Below are 14,936 nucleotides of genomic sequence, written 5' to 3' on the forward strand. Positions count from 1 at the left end.
GGCGGGAACGGTGGGTGCCTTCATGGGGGCACCGCCGCGGACCGGCGCGGGCCCGCACGGCGACACGACAGGAGCGGGACATGAGGAGACGGCATCCTTCCGGCAGGGCGGTACGGGCGGCCAGGCTCGCGGCTGCGGTAAGCGGTTCGGCGCTCCTGGCCGTGCTCGTGCCGGCATCGCCCGCACCGGCCGTCTCCTCGCGGCAGGTCCTGTCCGCCGAGCGGGCGGTGCCCCGGCCGTGCCACACCGCCCTGCTTCCCCCGCACACACCGGGCGTGGCCGCGCGCCCGGTGACCGCCACGGCGGACGGAGTGCTGCACGCCCGGCTCGCGCCCCGCTCGGGGGCAGAGGGCGACTGGGACTTGGCCGTCTTCGACGCGGACAGCGGCACGCTCCTGGCGGCCTCGGCAGCGCCCCGCAGCCGTGAACTCGTCGAGACCTCCGTCGCCGGGGGCAGGCACCTTGTGGTGCAGAGCTGCCGGAGGCTGGGGCCCGCGCGCACGGTGTCGCTACGTGTGGACCTGTTGGCGCAGCCCCCAGGGAGCGGCCCGGCACCCGCCGCCGCGGCCACGGAAGGCGGCACTGCGCACAGCTCTGCGTTGCCGTCCGGACGGTCCGGCTACCGCCATCTGTACGACTACGAGTACGAGCTGAAGGAACTCGCCCGCGCCCACCCGTCCCTCGTGCGCTCCTTCGTTCTGCCGCACCCGACGGTCGAGGGCCGGGACGTCTCCGGAGTCGAGGTGAGCAGCCACGCGCCGCACATCGCCGACGGCAAACCGGTGCTGCTCACCCTGGGGCTGCACCACGCGACCGAATGGCCCAGCGGTGAGATCGCCCTGGAGTGGGCCTATGAGCTGGTGCACGGCTACCGCACGGATCCGTGGGTCCGGGGCCTGCTCAAGCAGACCCGTGCCGTCATCGTCCCGGTGGTGAACCCCGACGGGTTCTCGGTCTCCCGCCGGGCCATGCCCCGGGGCGACTTCACCCGCTTCGACTACGAGAACAAGCGCAAGAACTGCAGCGCCCTGGACGCCCCGTCCTCCCACGCCTCGGGGGCGTGCGGGGCCAACCCCGCGGGCCGCGACCGCGGTGTGGACCTCAACCGCAACTACGCCGGGTTCTGGGGCGGTGCGGGCGGTGCCCCGCAGTGGTACGCCGACTACTACCGCGGCTCCGCCCCCTTCTCCGAGCCCGAGACCCGCAATGTCCGCCATCTCGTCTCCACCCGGCAGGTCACCGACCTCGTCTCCCTGCACACCTACGGCAATCTGGTGCTGCGACCGCCGGGAGCCCTCGACACCCGTCCGCCGCTGGACGAGCCGGCCTACCGGGCCCTGGGCGCGCGGCTGGCCTCCCGCACCGGCTACCGCAGCGAACCGGCCTGGAGGCTGTACGAGGCGACGGGCATGACGGAGGACTGGTCGTACTGGGCGACCGGAGGTTTCGGTTTCACCCTGGAGATCGGTCCCGCCAAGGCCCATGGCCCGTACGCGGACGCGGTGGTCGCCGAGTACACCGGCAGGGCGCCGGCAGCCGGCGCGGGCAAGGGCGGGATCCGCCGGGCGCTGTTCGATCTGCTCGCCCACACCGCTGACCCGGCCGGGCACGCGACGCTGACCGGCACCGCGCCGCGCGGCCACCGGCTGCGGCTCCACAAGACCTTCCGGACCCCGACCTCGCCGGTGCGCGGGGCCGACGGCTCGACCGGGCCGCCCCTCCAGGTCACCGACACGCTCGTGTCGGACCTGCTCGCCCCTGGCGGCCGGTTCACCTGGTCCGTCAACCCCTCGACCCGGCCGTATGTCGCGGGACGATACGGAAGGGACCCGCAGGGCCCGGCCCAGCCGGTGGCCGAGCTCGCCAATCCACCCGGTCTGCCGCCCGAGAACACCGGGTTCCCGCGGGACCCGGCCGCGGACCGGGTCCCGTTCATCGTCCTCGGTCCGCCGGAGGCCGACGCCGGCCGGATGAGCGTGTCGGTGTCCTGGACGTCGCCCCGCACCGACTGGGACCTCTACGTCCTCGACGCGGACGGCCGTACCGTGGCCCGGTCCGTCACCGGCGGGGCCAACTCCGAACAGACGGTCCTCCTCGACCCTTCCCCGGGCCGCTACACCGCCGTCGTCGTCAACTACGACCAGACGCAGGCGGACCCCGACGACTGGACGGGCCGGGTGACGTTCCAATCGCCGCTGCCCGCCACCCACGGCCCCTCGGAGTCGTACTCCCTCAGCTGCTCGGACCGCGCCGGGCGCACCCTGAGTATCACCCAGGTGCGGGTCGGGCGGGGTGAGCGGGTGGACGTGGGCGAGGTATGTGCCCGGCCGGCGCGCGGCGTCGCGTTCACGCCGGTCCGGTCGGGCCGTGCCGCAGATAGGTGAGCACGGCGGTGACCCGGCGGTGCAGCTGGGACTCCTCCGCCAGGCACAGCTTGGCGAACGTCGAGTTCACGTGTTTCTCGATGGTCGACTCCGACAGCGACAGCGACTCGGCGATGGTCCGGTTGTTCATGCCCTGCGCCATCTGCCGCAGTACGTCGAGCTCGCGGCGGGTGAGCTGGGCCAGCGGTGAGTCGGTGGTGCGGATGTGGCTGCCGACCAGCACCTCCACGATGCGCGGATCGATCACCGAGCGCCCCGCGGCCACCTCGCGCAGGGCCCGCAGCAGCTGATCGAGTTCGCCGATCCGCTCCTTGAGCAGATACGCCAGGCCGTCCGTGCCGCGCTGGAACAGGGCGAAGGCGTACTGCTCGTTGGCGTGCTGCGACAGGACGACCACGCCGGTGTCCGGGTGCCGGGCCCGGATGGAGTGTGCGGCGGTGATGCCTTCGGTGTGGTGGTCGGGAGGCATCCGGATGTCCGCGATGACCGCGTCGAGCCGGAACCGCTCGACCGCGTCGAGAAGTTCCCCGGCCGTGCCGACCGCCGCAACGACATCGACCTCGCCGGTGTCCTCAAGGAGCCTGCGGGTGCCCTCCCTGACCAGATAGTGGTCCTCGGCGATGACGATGCGCAGCCGCTCGGGGGCGGTCGTCCCGGGTGCGTTCCGGTCAGGCATGGGTGGTTTCCCTCCGCCGCTCGGTGAGCCGTGCATGGACGGTCGTGCCGCCCCCGGGCCGGGACTCGATGGACAGCTCCCCGCCCACCGCCTCGATCCGGTCGCGCATCCCGGTCAGCCCGGAGCCGAGCCGGGACCCGGTGGGGAAGCCGACTCCGTCGTCGCTGATGGCCAGGAGCAGGTCTGTTTCGACGTGCGAGATCCGGATGGTCACCCGGGCCGCGTCCGCGTGTTTGAGCACATTGGTCAGCGCCTCGGACACCAGGAAGAACGCGGACTCCTCGATCTCGGGCGCGAAACGCCGAGCGCACACCGTGGGTTCCACATGGACAGTGACGGGGATCGGCAGCCGGCGGGCCCGGGAGGTCACCGCGGCTGCGAGGCCCTGGTCGGTCAGGACCGGGGGGTGGATGCCGTGCGCGAACTCCCGCAACTCGTCGATGACCCGGACGGCGTCCTCCTGGATCTCGGCGAGGGTGCTGTCCACCGTGCCGCCGCTACCGCGCAGTTGATTGCGCGCCAGCCGTAACTTCGCCACCAGAGCCACGAGTTCCTGCTGGATCCCGTCGTGCAGCTGCCGCTCGATGCGTCGCCGCTCGGTGTCCTGGGCCTGCACTATCCGGGTCCGTGAGGCGTTGAGTTCGCTCGCCTGGCGCTGGACCTCGTCGACCCGCGCCGACAGTTCGGCCGTGAGCCGGGCGTTGTGGACGGCGAGCGCCGCCTGTCTTGCCAGCGTCTCGACCAGGTCCCGGTCCTCGGGGGTGAACCAGCCCTCGTTCTTGGGCCCGTACTCGATGAACCCGAGGATCTCCGCACCATGCCGCAGCCGCAGCCCGGCCCGTGAGCCGATCTCGCCCGCGGTACGGGAGCCGGCCGTCGCCACGGCGAAGGGCCCGTCCCCGGATTCGGCCGCACCCAGTTCGACCCGTACCCAGCGCAGGTCGAGTCCCTCCCGCAGGCTGGTCGCCAGTTGCGGTGCCAGCCGTTTCACGTCGTAGGCGTGTTCCAGCGTGGTGCCGCACTGCACGAGCAGTTCGAAGTTGGAGGGGCGCGCCCCGAACACCCGGCGCGCCGCGAGCTGGTTGAGCCGCCCTCGCACCGGCTGGAACAGCATGGTCGCGCTCACCGCCACCAAGACCGCCAGACCGATCGGCAGGTACTGCCCCGCCGTCAGGCCCAACGCGGTGGTGATGCCCAGATACCAGCCGCCGGTGATCAGCCAAAGCAGCCCGTACACCACGGGTTTGCGCAGGGCGATGTCCATGCCGGGCAGCAGATGCCGGAACCCTGCGTACACCACGCCGACCGAGATCAGCAGATAGGGCAGCGCCCCGAGCACCGCACCGATGAAGTACGCGACTCCCGTCTCTCCCTGCCACATCCGGAACAGCCGCGATGAGCCGCGCCCCAGCAGTACGGCGAACGCCACCGCCGCGACCAGCGTCAGACGGCTGCTTCGGGCACCGCGGTCCCGCGCCGGCAGCAGGGACCGGACGAGCAACAGGCCCGCGCCCACAGCCGGCAGCCACGCCTCCGGCTGCACCAGCAGCCGGGACAGCTGTTGTTCGGGAATGTCCGACGCCATCAGGGCCGGCGGGCAGAGCGTCAGCAGCCACAACGCACCGAGCAGGACACGTTCGTAGCCGTGCCGGTGACGCCCGTCCGGCAACAGCGCCACCAGGCGGACCAGCAACACGCTCACGACCACGTCGAGCGTCCTGGCCACCAGCAGACCCGTCCACACCAGCGGCGTGGGCGGGTTCCAGTCCGACGGCTCGACCCAGAGCGCCAGCGTGAAGCGGACCACCAGCCCCATTGCCGCACAGGAGCCGGCCACCACCAGCCGTCGGGCCACCGGGTGTGCCGGAGCGCGCCACCACAGGAACAGCCCGGCCGCATAGCAGGGCAGCACCGCGCCCAGGCTCCAGGCCAGCGTCCGCTCGGCGGAGATCCAGATGCCGCCGGCGAGCACCGCGTAGAGCAGTCCGAGTCCGCCGCACAGGGCGAGGACGCGGACCGGCCATCCGTGAACACCTGCCATCCCACGAGTTTCCCGGTCCCGCCGCACGGTGTACAGAAAGCCTGCCTCCACTCCCCCATGGCGGCAAACCTCCATACCGAAGCGAGGCCGCCCGGATTCCGCGCGCCCGAGCGCCCGACCACACTCGTCATGTCCGGGGTCCCGCCCCGGAGCTGGGGGGAGCACGATGACGATCACACCGACCGAGGAGTCCGGCCGCGCGGCGGGCGGTACCGGGGAGGACTGGACCGCCGCGCCCGATCTGCTGCGCCGGGCCGCTTCCTGGACCGGTCCGATGGAACCGGCGCTCGGACAGCGACTGGGAATGACCTACCAGTTGCTGGGTGAGCCGGCCCGCGCCCTGGACATCCACCGCAGGACCGCCCTCGCCGGGGCCGGGACCCCGGACGAGATCATGTCCCTTGCCTGGGCCGCCGCCGCCCACTGCGCACGGGGCAGGCTGCGCCCGGCCCGCGCGCTCGGACAGCTCGCCCTACGGGCCCTGCGGCACTGCTGCGATCCCCGCGCCCAGGCCGTCACCCACACCACCGCCGCGACGATCGCCGCGCTGGAGGGCCACGGCCGTCTCGCCGAGCACCACGCGGACCGGGCCGGGGAGGCGGCGCGTTCCTCGGGGGACGCGACGCTCCATCTGTTCGTCCATACGAGCCTGGCGGCGGAACGTCTTGAGTACGGCGCTTGCCAGGACGTCTGCGACACGCTCGGCACCGCGCTGCGGGCCCTCGGCGGGGGCCATGACGGCGTCGATGTGCCGCTGGTCCTGCTGGCCCGCTGTCGGCGTGGCGCCGCGCACCTGGCCCTGGGCGAACTGGACCGTGCCATCACGGACTTCACCGGCGCGCTCGACGGCTACCAGCGGCTCAGCCAGTCCATGGAGAGCGGCCAACTGGGCGCCGCGGCGCTGGTCGGCCTGGGGGACGCGCACCGGGAGCGCGGTGATCTGGGCCCGGCACGGGCGGCCTACCAGGAGGCGGTGGTGCGCACCGAACACTCGGGCGATGCCCAGCTGCTGGCCTCGGCGCTGACTGGTCTGGCGCTGACACGATGTACCGACGCGCCCGGTACCGCGACCGTGCTGGCGCGCCGGGCGGCCGACGGGTGCGTGGGCCCGCAGCGGATCCGTGCCCTGCTCGCCGGCGGCTGGATCGCTCTCGCGGACAACCGCCCCGAGACTGCGGCCGAGGCGGCCCGGCAGGCGGCGGGGGAACCGGCCGCGCAGATCTCGCGGACGGCGTGCGCGGAGATCCTCGAACTGGAGGCGATGTGCCTGGCCGGCGGGCAGGCGCAGCAGCGGCTCCTCGACGACGCGGAGGCGCTGTGGGCCACGGCGCAGCGACCGTTGGCGGTGGCGCGGGTGGCCGTGGCCCGGGCGCGGCTGCGTCCCGCGCCGACGCGGGGCCCGGTTCAGGCGCTGCGCGAAGCGACGCTCCGGCTGAGGCAGTTCGGCGTGTCGCCCGCGGCGGCCGAGGCCGCCGGTCTGCTCAACCGGGTCATGGCGGACCCGGAACCGTGTGTGAGCGTCCGCGTCCTGGGCGGCTTCCGGGTGATCCGGGACGGCGTACCGGTGGGTGCCGACGAGTGGCAGTCGAAGAAGGCCCGCGATCTGCTGAAGGTGCTGGTCGCCCGGCGCGGCCTGCCCACGTCCCGCGAGGTCCTGATCGACGCCCTGTGGCCGGACGAGGACCCGGCCCGCTGCGCCAACCGTCTGTCGGTCGCCCTGTCGACGGTACGGCTCGTGCTCGACCCCGGACGCCGGATGCCGCAGGACCACTTCATCACCGCGGACAAGCATGTCGTCGGTCTGGCCCGGCTCCGCGTCGACGTACAGGAGTTCCTGGCCGCCGCCCGCCATGCGATCGGCGGCGCGCAGCGCACCGGAAGCGGCGCCTTCGCCTCCCTGGCCGCCGCCGAGGAGCTGTACCGGGGGGACGTCCTGGAGGGCGAGCCGTACGCCCCGTGGGCGGCGGGCCTGCGCGAGGAGGCGCAGGCCGTCTATCTGGAACTCCTCGCCCAACTCGCCGCGGCCGCCGCCGAGAGCGACGACCACCACTCCGAGGCGCACTACCGCCTGCGGCTCCTGGAGCGCGACCCCTACGACGAGGACGCCCATCTCGGTCTGGTCTCCCTGCTGACCGCGACGGGCCGCCACGGCGAAGCACGCCGCCGCTACCTCCTGTACGCCACGGCGATGGACGAGATCGAGGTGACTCCGGCCGCCTTCCCGTCCGCCCTGCGCGGCACGGTGGCCGGGCGGGGCCCGGGTGGCGATCCACGGCAGTTCGGGACATACGATCCGGGGAGTCCAGGCGGCGTTAGGGAGCGCGTGGGGAGAATCGGCTGAGCAGACGTCCACCTCCCATCGCCGTCGACCACCGCGTCGATGGGATGATCGGGCCATGACGACCGGAGCCGGTGACTTCGAGCTGACCATGGACGAGCTGCGCGTCGTGGCGCGCTACGTGGTGGAGAGCGTTCAGGACGTCCTTCCGGTGTTCGAGGAGGCTGTTCCTGGTGATCCGCGGCCTCGCGCGGCAGTTGATGCCGCCTGGGAGTTCGTGAACGGCGCGAGAAGGACCACGCTGCAGCGCATGGCCGCGTTGGACGCACACCGCGCCGCGAAGGAAGCGGCCACCGAAACCGCACGACTTGCTGCGCGCGCCGCCGGAGACGCCGCAGCTGCCGCATACCTGCACCCCATCGCGAAGGCTACCCAGGTAGGTCACATCCTGCGCGGGGCTGCATGTGCAGCGCGGGTGGCCGAGTTGTGTGCAGGCGACGATCCCGACGTCGGAGACAAGCTCATCGAGCAGGCCAGGCGACGCGCCACGCCGGTCCTGATCGATGTTCTTCACCGGTATCCGCTCGCGCCAACAGGCAAGGGCCGCGTTGCCCACCTCATGAGCACCTTGGACGCTTCCCTGCGCGCATCGCGCTGAGGAATCCCCTTTCGGGACGCCACCGATACTCATCCAAGCCCTCGGCCGCGCCGCCGGCCGCAATGACCGCACCGGCGCCGGCCTCGCCTACCTGCACACCGCCCTGGACGACCACTCCCGGCTTGCCTCCATCGAAGACTTCCCCGACGAGAAGGCAGACACCTGCGCGGGCTTCCTGACCCGCGCCACGGCCTGGTTCACGCCGTGCGACGTGAAGCTGGTCCGCTGCGACCACGCCGCCCAGCATCCGTCGCACGAAAGCCCCCTGATTGCCAAGCTCGGAGCGCGGGTGCGATGGGGCGAGGCGGCAACGGTGCCTCCAGGAGGCCGCCGTGCGCGACGGCAGCCTCCTGGATCAGCACCGGTGGCTCAGTAACCGATGGTGAATCGGCGTTGGACGAACCGGGGCAGCTCGGCTTCGTCGACGAGTGCGACGGCGGCGTCCTCGACCGAGATCCGGCTGAGGCCGTCGGCGTCGAGGACGGGCTGGTCGCCGCCGATGCGGAAGCGGCCGGTGCGCTCGCCGGGGGCGATCTGCTCGGCGGGGCTGAAGTAGGTCCACAGCCGGTTCGAGGTGCGCAGGACGTTCAACGCGTCGCGGTGGCCGCGTACTGCGGCGGCGTACTCGCGGGGGAGCCCGATCGCATCGAGCGCCTCATGGAGGAGTTCGTCGTGGTCGGCGCGGGCGACGCCCGGTTCGATCTCCAGGCTGCCGGCGCCGCCGATGACGATGAGGCGGGTGCGGGGGTGACTGTCCAGGGCCTTGAGCAGTTCTCGGGCGGCCCGCGCGTAGACGGTCGGGTCCGCGACGGAGCGCCGGATGGTGTCGGTGATGTCCTTGGCCGCGTTTCCCGGCTGGAATCCGCTGATGAGGACGTCCAGGCCGGGTAGGACGGCGGCGATGCTCGCGGCATCGAGGACGTCGACGCTCGCCCAGCTGAGGTTCTCGCGCGGGTCGTCGATCGCGGAGACGTCGCGGCTGAACGCCGCGACACGGTGCCCGCGCCGGAGTGCCTCGGTGACGACCCGGCTGCCGATGGTGCCGGTGGCTCCGATGACGCCGATATGCATGGTTCTCCCCTTGTTCATGCCGGATGGACGGCGCAGGCCAGCAAATCCCTCACGCCATGCAGAAACTATACACCGTGAAGTTTTCGCACAGAGCTCACTAGCGTGACGCTGTAGAGTGGGCGGATGGCAGGCACCCGGAGCACTGGACGACGTGAGCGGCTGAGGGCCGAGACGATCGCCGAAATCAAGAGCACCGCACTGGAGTTGATGGCTTCAGGCGGCCCCGACGCGATCACTCTGCGGGCGATCGCCCGCGAGATGGGCATGACCCCCAACGCCATCTACGGCTACTTCGCCACCCGCGACGACCTGGTCACCGCGCTCATCGCGGACGTCTACACCGCGCTCGCGGACGCCGTGGACGCCGCATGGACCGCCTCCTCGCAGGACAGCCCGGCGGCCCGCATCCCGGCATGGGCACACGCCTTCCGCAACTGGGCGCTGGCCAACCCGGAGGGCTTCCGGCTCATCTACGGCGATCCCGTCCCCGGCTACCGCGCCCCCGAGGGCGGCGCCGCGCCGGACGCCGCCCGGCGCGTGTGCGTCGGCATCGCCGCCCTCGCGGACGCGGCTTGGGAGAAGACCGAATCACCGCCCGGGGAGGACGGCTTCACCTGGGACGACTTCGATCCCGGCCTGCTCGGCAAAATCCGCCCGGCCTTCCCCGACCTGCCTCCGGCCGGCGTGGCCCTCGCCCTGCGGATCTGGGGGCACCTGCACGGCCTGGTCGCGCTGGAGGTCTACGGCCACCTGCGCGCCCAGACGCTCTCCCCCGACAAGCTCTTCCGCGCCGAACTGGGCCAATTGATCCGGTCTTTGGGCTTCGAAAGAGACTGAAGCCGTCCGGCCGGTCATGTGGCCGTCAACCACGTGATCCACAGCCCGCTCCGGCCTGCTGCCGAAGAGCGCCTGCCCGCATCGGTCGGTTGTGGAACAGGGTGGCGCGCTCTGCGACCTCGCAGGCACCTTTGGCCTGGTTGATCCCGCCCCCGGAGATGAGGCCGCTGCTGCAGTCCGCGTGGGTGGACATCTCGGAGAAGGGGGGAGGCGGATCCGATCTGCCTGCACTGCGATGTGCGCATGCGGAATATGACGGCCCTGCAGGCCCGCATCTACATCGGAGGTCTCCATTGAGATCCTCCACGGCCTCCCGGGTCACGAGCGGGACCAGCCGGTGCGGCCCGGACTGGATCTCCACCTGCGCGACCACGTCGTCCATCGACACCGCGGTCACGATGCCCACGAACGAGTTCCGCACGGATGTGGCCATGGCATCGGGTGCCGGGTGCGCCCCTGAGGACCGCTCCCAGCGGGTGCGAATCCACTGTCGCTATCTCCAAGATCAGTCACGCATATGCGCTCCCCATTGGGCAATCAGCCAAGCATTTCACAAGCTGTTGCCCACGAAGCCCTCGCAGATGCACGATGTGCCGCAACCACCGGTGCGAGGGAGGCCAACCGCTTCCGCAGTTCGCGCCCGAGAAGGGTTCCCCTTCTCCTGCTCACGAGGCGAGGTAAGTCACCATGACCACGCGTGCCCAGGGCGGCAGTGCCGGCGACGTCGACTACGACGTCATCGGCTCCGGATACTCCGCCCACCGCCGGCCGGACGCCCGGATCGCCCGGTTCATCGCCGATGCCCTGGACGGCGCCCGGACGGTGCTCAACGTCGGCGGCGGCACCGGATCGTACGAGAGCGCGGCCCGCACGGTCACGACGGTCGAGCCTTCGGAGCCGATGCGCGCCCAGCGGCCGGCGCGGCTCGCCCGGGCCATCGACGCCGCGGCCGAGGATCTGCCGTTCGCGGACGGGGAGTTCGACGGGGCGATGACCTTGTTCAGCGTCCACCAGTGGTCCGACGCGACTGCCGGACTGCGCGAGATGCGCCGCGTGACCCGTGGGCCGGTCGTCATCCTGACCTGCGATCCCGCTCTCGTGCGGGACTTCTGGCTGTACGCGTACGCGCCCGAGGTCCTCGACACCGAGGCCCGCCGCTATCCCTCCATCGAGGAGTTGACCGCGGCGGTCGGTGGGACGGGCACCGTGACGACCGTGCCCATCCCCCTGGACTGCACGGACGGTTTCAACGAGTCCTACTACGGCCGCCCCGAAATGCTGCTGGACCCCGCTGCCCGCCAGCCGTGTTCGGCGTGGAGCTTCGTCGACGACCGCGCCCGCGAGCACTTCGACGAAACCTTGCGGAGCGACCTGGCCTCCGGGGCCTGGGACGAGCGGTTCGGCCACCTGCGCAGTCAGCCGACGTACGAAGGGTCACTCGTCATCGTACGAGCGACCCCGTGAGAGCCACCGAGCCCGGCCCAAGGCGAGAGTCCATCGGGCTGTGGCGGCGGGCGACCGGCCTCGCACAAGACCGGGTGGCACATGCCATGCTTCCAGGCGGATTTCCTTGCAGGAGCAAAGACAGGGCGCCTATCTTGATGCCCATGCAGACCTACACGATCGGCCAGGCGGCGCGTCTGCTCGGGGTGAGTCCGGATACCGCGCGACGGTGGGCAGACGCGGGCCGGGTGGCCACTCATCGGGATGAGGGCGGGCGCGGGCGCCGACTCGTCAACGGGGAGGACCTGGCCGCCTTCTCCGTGGAACTGGCCAGGAGCGGCAGCGAGGAGGACGCCTCGCACACGTCCGTCCGCAATGCCTTCCCCGGCATCGTCACCGCCGTGAAGCTCGGCGATGTCTCGGCACAGGTGGAGATCCAGGCCGGGCCGCATCGACTGGTGTCGTTGCTGACACGTGAGGCCGTCGAGGAGTTGGGGCTGGAGGTCGGCGTGGAGGCCACCGCCCGCGTGAAGTCGACGAACGTGCACATCGATCGCTCCTGAGCGGAACGGGGCCCGGGTTCACCGCGTACGTGTGGTCGATGCGCGTAGAAGTCGATCACTCGAAGCGTCCTGCACCCCCTGGTCCGTGCAGCACAGCAGGGCGGTCCACAGGTCGAGGCGGTTGGCGAGGCGGGACAGGTCGCGTCCGGTGAAGTGTTCGATGCGCTGGATGCGGTAGGGGACGGTGTTGACGTGCAGGTGCAGCGCCTCCGCGGTGCGGGCCCAGGATCCGTCGCAGGCGAGGAAGGTCCTGAGGGTCTGCAGCAGCGGGGCGGCGGAGGCGTTCCCGGTGTCGAGCAGGGAGCCGAGAAGGGTGCGGCTGTAGGCGGTGCGGACCTCGGCCGGCACTCCGGTCAGCAGGGCGTCGAGGCTGGCGAGGTCGCGGCGTCGGCGAGGAGCGAGGCGTCGGGAGCGGTGCTCCGCGCCGAGTCCAGGGCGAAACGGGCCTCCGCCAGCGCCTCGGCCAGTTGCTGCGGCCCCTCGGCCGGTGATCCGGTTCCGCCGTGCAGCGGCATGGACGGCTCACACGCGGCGACGAGGGGCCAGACCTCGCTCACGGTGACGTCCCCGGCGACGACCGCGAAGGCGGTGCCGTCCGGGAGGCGCCCCACGGCCGCGGGCCCCGGCCTCACGTGGGCCACTGCCTCCGCCAGGGCACCCTCCGCCCATCCCCCACGTCGTGCCCCGGTCTCGGCGGTGACCACACGGTACGGTCCCTCGGCGGCCGGAAGTCCGCAGGCCCGCAGCGCGGCCGCCACGGCCGTGCTCTCCGCGTCGGCTCTGGCGAGCAGTGCGCCGAGTTCGTCCGACGCCTGGTGGGCGGCGCCCCGGTGCCTGGCCTGCGCTTCCTGGCAGCGGCCGAGGATCGCGGCGACCTCGTGCAGCATGCGGGGCGGTGCGGCGTCCGGGTCGGGCAGGTGGAGGTGCCAGCGCCCGTACGGTGTGGTGGCGTCCGCAGCGACCGGAAGCGTCGTGCCGGTGGCGTCCGACAGCAGGGCGGCCGCCTCGGGGGCGGGGAGGACAGGTGCCCCCTCCGTGGCCGCGACCGTGCGGCCGGTGGAGGTGATGACGTACGCGACGGCCGCCGGTCCCAGGTGTGCGAAGGCGGCCGCGACGATCTCGTCCAGCCCGGCGTCCTGGGTGACGAGTCGGCTCAGTCGGACACGTGCGTTCTCGGGCAGCGCATGGTGGCGGCTCAGCTCCCCCCACTGCTGGAGGTAGACCTTGTCGGTGACGGCCCGGAACATGACGTGGGCCGGGACCGCCGCCACCGGGATGCCATGCCGTACGCACGCCTCGATCACGTCGTCGGGGACCGAGCCGTGCGTCTCCTCCCCGGCCAGCAGCACGGCGGTGTCCGCGCTGCGCAGCCCGGCGTCGGCTTTCCGTCTGGTGAACCGGCCGTCCGGGACCGGTGCGCGACGCTTCGCTGTCAACGGATCCCGGAGGCGGTCGGTGGTCGATCGACTCGCAAAGGTTGCAGCTCTGCGCTTGGGAACCATCGGGGCAATTGGGTACCTGCCCCTATGGACAGGCACTTCCCGGCCGGCCCCGTGGGTTTGCCTCCCCCGTGCGGCGGAGGTGGATCGTCGTCGTGGCTGAGGCACGTGGCAGGCGGTGCCGGAAGGCTCGTCACCATGACTGTTCAGACCGGCCGGACCCGTCACCGCGCAGCCGCCCCGACTCCCGCCCCGCGACGGGGCGTGGGCGTCACGCTCCGGACGCTCACTCACGTCGCCTGCGTTCCGTACCTCTCACTCAAGATCGCCTGGATCGCGGGCAGCCGCATCGGCATCCCCGAGGGCAGCGCACTGCGCAAGGACGGCACCTTCCTGATGGCCATCAACGTGCTCACGCTGCTGATGGACGGCGTAGTGATCCTGCTGTCGTTCCTGCTCACCCGGCCCTGGGGACGGCAGGTCCCGGCCTGGCTGCTGGCGGTGCCGATGTGGTGCGCGTCGGGGCTGCTGGCGCCGGTCGTCGTGGCGTTCCCGGTCCAGACGCTGGCCGCCGCGCTGCACGACCACATCACGGTGGCCGACGACGGCTCCGACGCGCTCCTCGAACCCTGGGTGTGGACCGTCGTCTACAGCGGCTTCATCCTGCAGGCCCTGACACTGGGCACCCTCTTCATGCGGTACGCCAGGGAGCGCTGGGGACATATGTGGCGCGGCCGTACCGGGGCCCTGCCGCCCTCCCCGACCGGGGCCGCGCGGCGGCTGATCGCGAGCGTGGTGAGCATGCCGGCGCTGTTCGCGGGCGTCATGCATCTGGTGTGGGCGGTCGGCGGAACCTTGGGAATGACCCCGGCGCGGGCCGCGGCCCAGGACTTCAACAGCCGCGTGAACGACGCCACGTACGTCCTGTTCGCCGTCCTCACCGTCGCCGGCGTCCTGCTTCTCGCGTACGGCCGCGGGCGCCGGCTCCCCGTGCTGGGCCCACTGGCCGCCGTGTGGGTCGGCGCCGGCGCGCTGGCCTGCTGGGGCGGCTGGCTGACACTGAACACGCTGAACCTTGCCCCCGGTGACCCCAGGCTGCCCGCGCCGCTGATGAGCCTGACCCACTCCCTCCAGATGATCGCCGGGATGGTGGCGGTGGCCGCCGGGGCCCACTTCTTCGCGGAGCGCCAGGCCGAGCGCGACGCTCGACACCGGCCCGAGCCTGGGGTCGCGCGGTGAACGCGGTAAGGGCGAGCGCCTTCGGCGAGCGGCGGGGTGTTCGTGCCGTGGCTGCTCCTTCGACGATGTGCGGCACGCCCGCGACGTGCTCCATGAAGTCTTGCGGCAGTTGCCTCCCCGGCCACGAGCCGAGCTCAAAGCCCGAGTGCATGCGCTGGACGGCACGTACGTCGAGCGCACACTGCCCGATCCGTTCGCGGCTCATCGGCAGCGGCGTTCCGATCGCTGGTGGCGGCGCCGCCCGGCCGAGGGTCCGGAAGGCGGATGAGGAGTTCTGCCGCAGGCATCGGCCGGGACCGCGACGCCG

13 protein-coding genes and 1 pseudogene are annotated in these 14,936 nt (G+C 72.0%); 8 read left to right on the forward strand and 6 right to left on the reverse strand.

Features of this window, described 5'->3' with window-relative positions:
• The first annotated feature begins 80 nt into the window (after positions 1–80).
• A complete protein-coding gene (locus ACZ4NB_RS19740) occupies positions 81–2,384 on the forward strand; it encodes a M14 family zinc carboxypeptidase (protein ID WP_467663136.1) in 2,304 nt (767 codons plus the stop codon).
• On the opposite strand, the gene ACZ4NB_RS19745 is transcribed toward ACZ4NB_RS19740, so the two are convergent.
• Positions 2,347–3,060: a response regulator gene (locus ACZ4NB_RS19745; protein WP_467663138.1), complete on the reverse strand. Its 714-nt coding sequence runs from the start codon at positions 3,058–3,060 to the stop codon at positions 2,347–2,349. The two genes, ACZ4NB_RS19740 and ACZ4NB_RS19745, sit on opposite strands and share 38 nt — an antisense overlap.
• Complete coding sequence (locus ACZ4NB_RS19750; protein WP_467663140.1) at positions 3,053–5,101, reverse strand: sensor histidine kinase; 2,049 nt, start codon at positions 5,099–5,101, stop codon at positions 3,053–3,055. Before ACZ4NB_RS19750 ends, ACZ4NB_RS19745 begins: the two co-directional genes overlap by 8 nt.
• Before the next feature lie 166 nt (positions 5,102–5,267).
• On the opposite strand from ACZ4NB_RS19750, the gene ACZ4NB_RS19755 reads away from it, so the two are divergent.
• The 3 genes and pseudogenes from ACZ4NB_RS19755 to ACZ4NB_RS19765 form a co-directional block, all read left to right on the forward strand.
• Positions 5,268–7,442 carry an AfsR/SARP family transcriptional regulator gene (locus ACZ4NB_RS19755; RefSeq protein WP_467663142.1) on the forward strand — a complete coding sequence of 725 codons (2,175 nt, stop codon included), beginning with the start codon at positions 5,268–5,270 and terminating at the stop codon, positions 7,440–7,442.
• A 55-nt stretch (positions 7,443–7,497) separates the two neighbouring features.
• Complete coding sequence (locus ACZ4NB_RS19760) at positions 7,498–8,037, forward strand: putative immunity protein (protein WP_467663143.1); 540 nt, start codon at positions 7,498–7,500, stop codon at positions 8,035–8,037.
• Positions 8,038–8,071: 34 nt separating this feature from the next.
• A pseudogene (locus ACZ4NB_RS19765) lies at positions 8,072–8,263 on the forward strand (IS481 family transposase); the annotation flags it as partial.
• A gap of 143 nt (positions 8,264–8,406) precedes the next feature.
• Here ACZ4NB_RS19765 and ACZ4NB_RS19770 read toward each other — a convergent pair.
• Positions 8,407–9,108, reverse strand: coding sequence for an NAD(P)-dependent oxidoreductase (locus ACZ4NB_RS19770; protein WP_467663144.1), 702 nt, complete (start codon positions 9,106–9,108; stop codon positions 8,407–8,409).
• A gap of 123 nt (positions 9,109–9,231) precedes the next feature.
• Between ACZ4NB_RS19770 and ACZ4NB_RS19775 the strand changes: the two genes are divergently transcribed.
• Positions 9,232–9,945 carry a TetR/AcrR family transcriptional regulator gene (locus tag ACZ4NB_RS19775; protein ID WP_467663146.1) on the forward strand — a complete coding sequence of 238 codons (714 nt, stop codon included), beginning with the start codon at positions 9,232–9,234 and terminating at the stop codon, positions 9,943–9,945.
• 25 nt (positions 9,946–9,970) lie between these two features.
• On the opposite strand, the gene ACZ4NB_RS19780 is transcribed toward ACZ4NB_RS19775, so the two are convergent.
• A complete protein-coding gene (locus tag ACZ4NB_RS19780; protein ID WP_467663148.1) occupies positions 9,971–10,378 on the reverse strand; it encodes a TOBE domain-containing protein in 408 nt (135 codons plus the stop codon).
• A gap of 254 nt (positions 10,379–10,632) precedes the next feature.
• On the opposite strand from ACZ4NB_RS19780, the gene ACZ4NB_RS19785 reads away from it, so the two are divergent.
• The gene (locus ACZ4NB_RS19785) at positions 10,633–11,409 is read left to right on the forward strand and encodes a class I SAM-dependent methyltransferase (protein WP_467663150.1); all 777 of its coding nucleotides are present in this window, start codon (positions 10,633–10,635) and stop codon (positions 11,407–11,409) included.
• Positions 11,410–11,552: 143 nt separating this feature from the next.
• Entirely contained in the window at positions 11,553–11,951 is a 399-nt protein-coding gene (locus ACZ4NB_RS19790) for a TOBE domain-containing protein (protein WP_467663151.1), read from the forward strand.
• An 18-nt stretch (positions 11,952–11,969) separates the two neighbouring features.
• Here the strand turns inward: ACZ4NB_RS19790 and ACZ4NB_RS19795 are convergent, their stop codons facing one another.
• Complete coding sequence (locus ACZ4NB_RS19795; RefSeq protein WP_467663153.1) at positions 11,970–12,299, reverse strand: PucR family transcriptional regulator; 330 nt, start codon at positions 12,297–12,299, stop codon at positions 11,970–11,972.
• A gap of 5 nt (positions 12,300–12,304) precedes the next feature.
• Positions 12,305–13,387 carry a hypothetical protein gene (locus ACZ4NB_RS19800; RefSeq protein ID WP_467663155.1) on the reverse strand — a complete coding sequence of 361 codons (1,083 nt, stop codon included), beginning with the start codon at positions 13,385–13,387 and terminating at the stop codon, positions 12,305–12,307.
• A 201-nt stretch (positions 13,388–13,588) separates the two neighbouring features.
• Here ACZ4NB_RS19800 and ACZ4NB_RS19805 point away from each other — a divergent pair, with 201 nt between their 5' ends.
• The gene (locus ACZ4NB_RS19805) at positions 13,589–14,629 is read left to right on the forward strand and encodes a hypothetical protein (RefSeq protein WP_467663156.1); all 1,041 of its coding nucleotides are present in this window, start codon (positions 13,589–13,591) and stop codon (positions 14,627–14,629) included.
• Positions 14,630–14,936 lie beyond the last annotated feature (307 nt).

Source organism: Streptomyces sp. NPDC026575 (assembly GCF_055567415.1).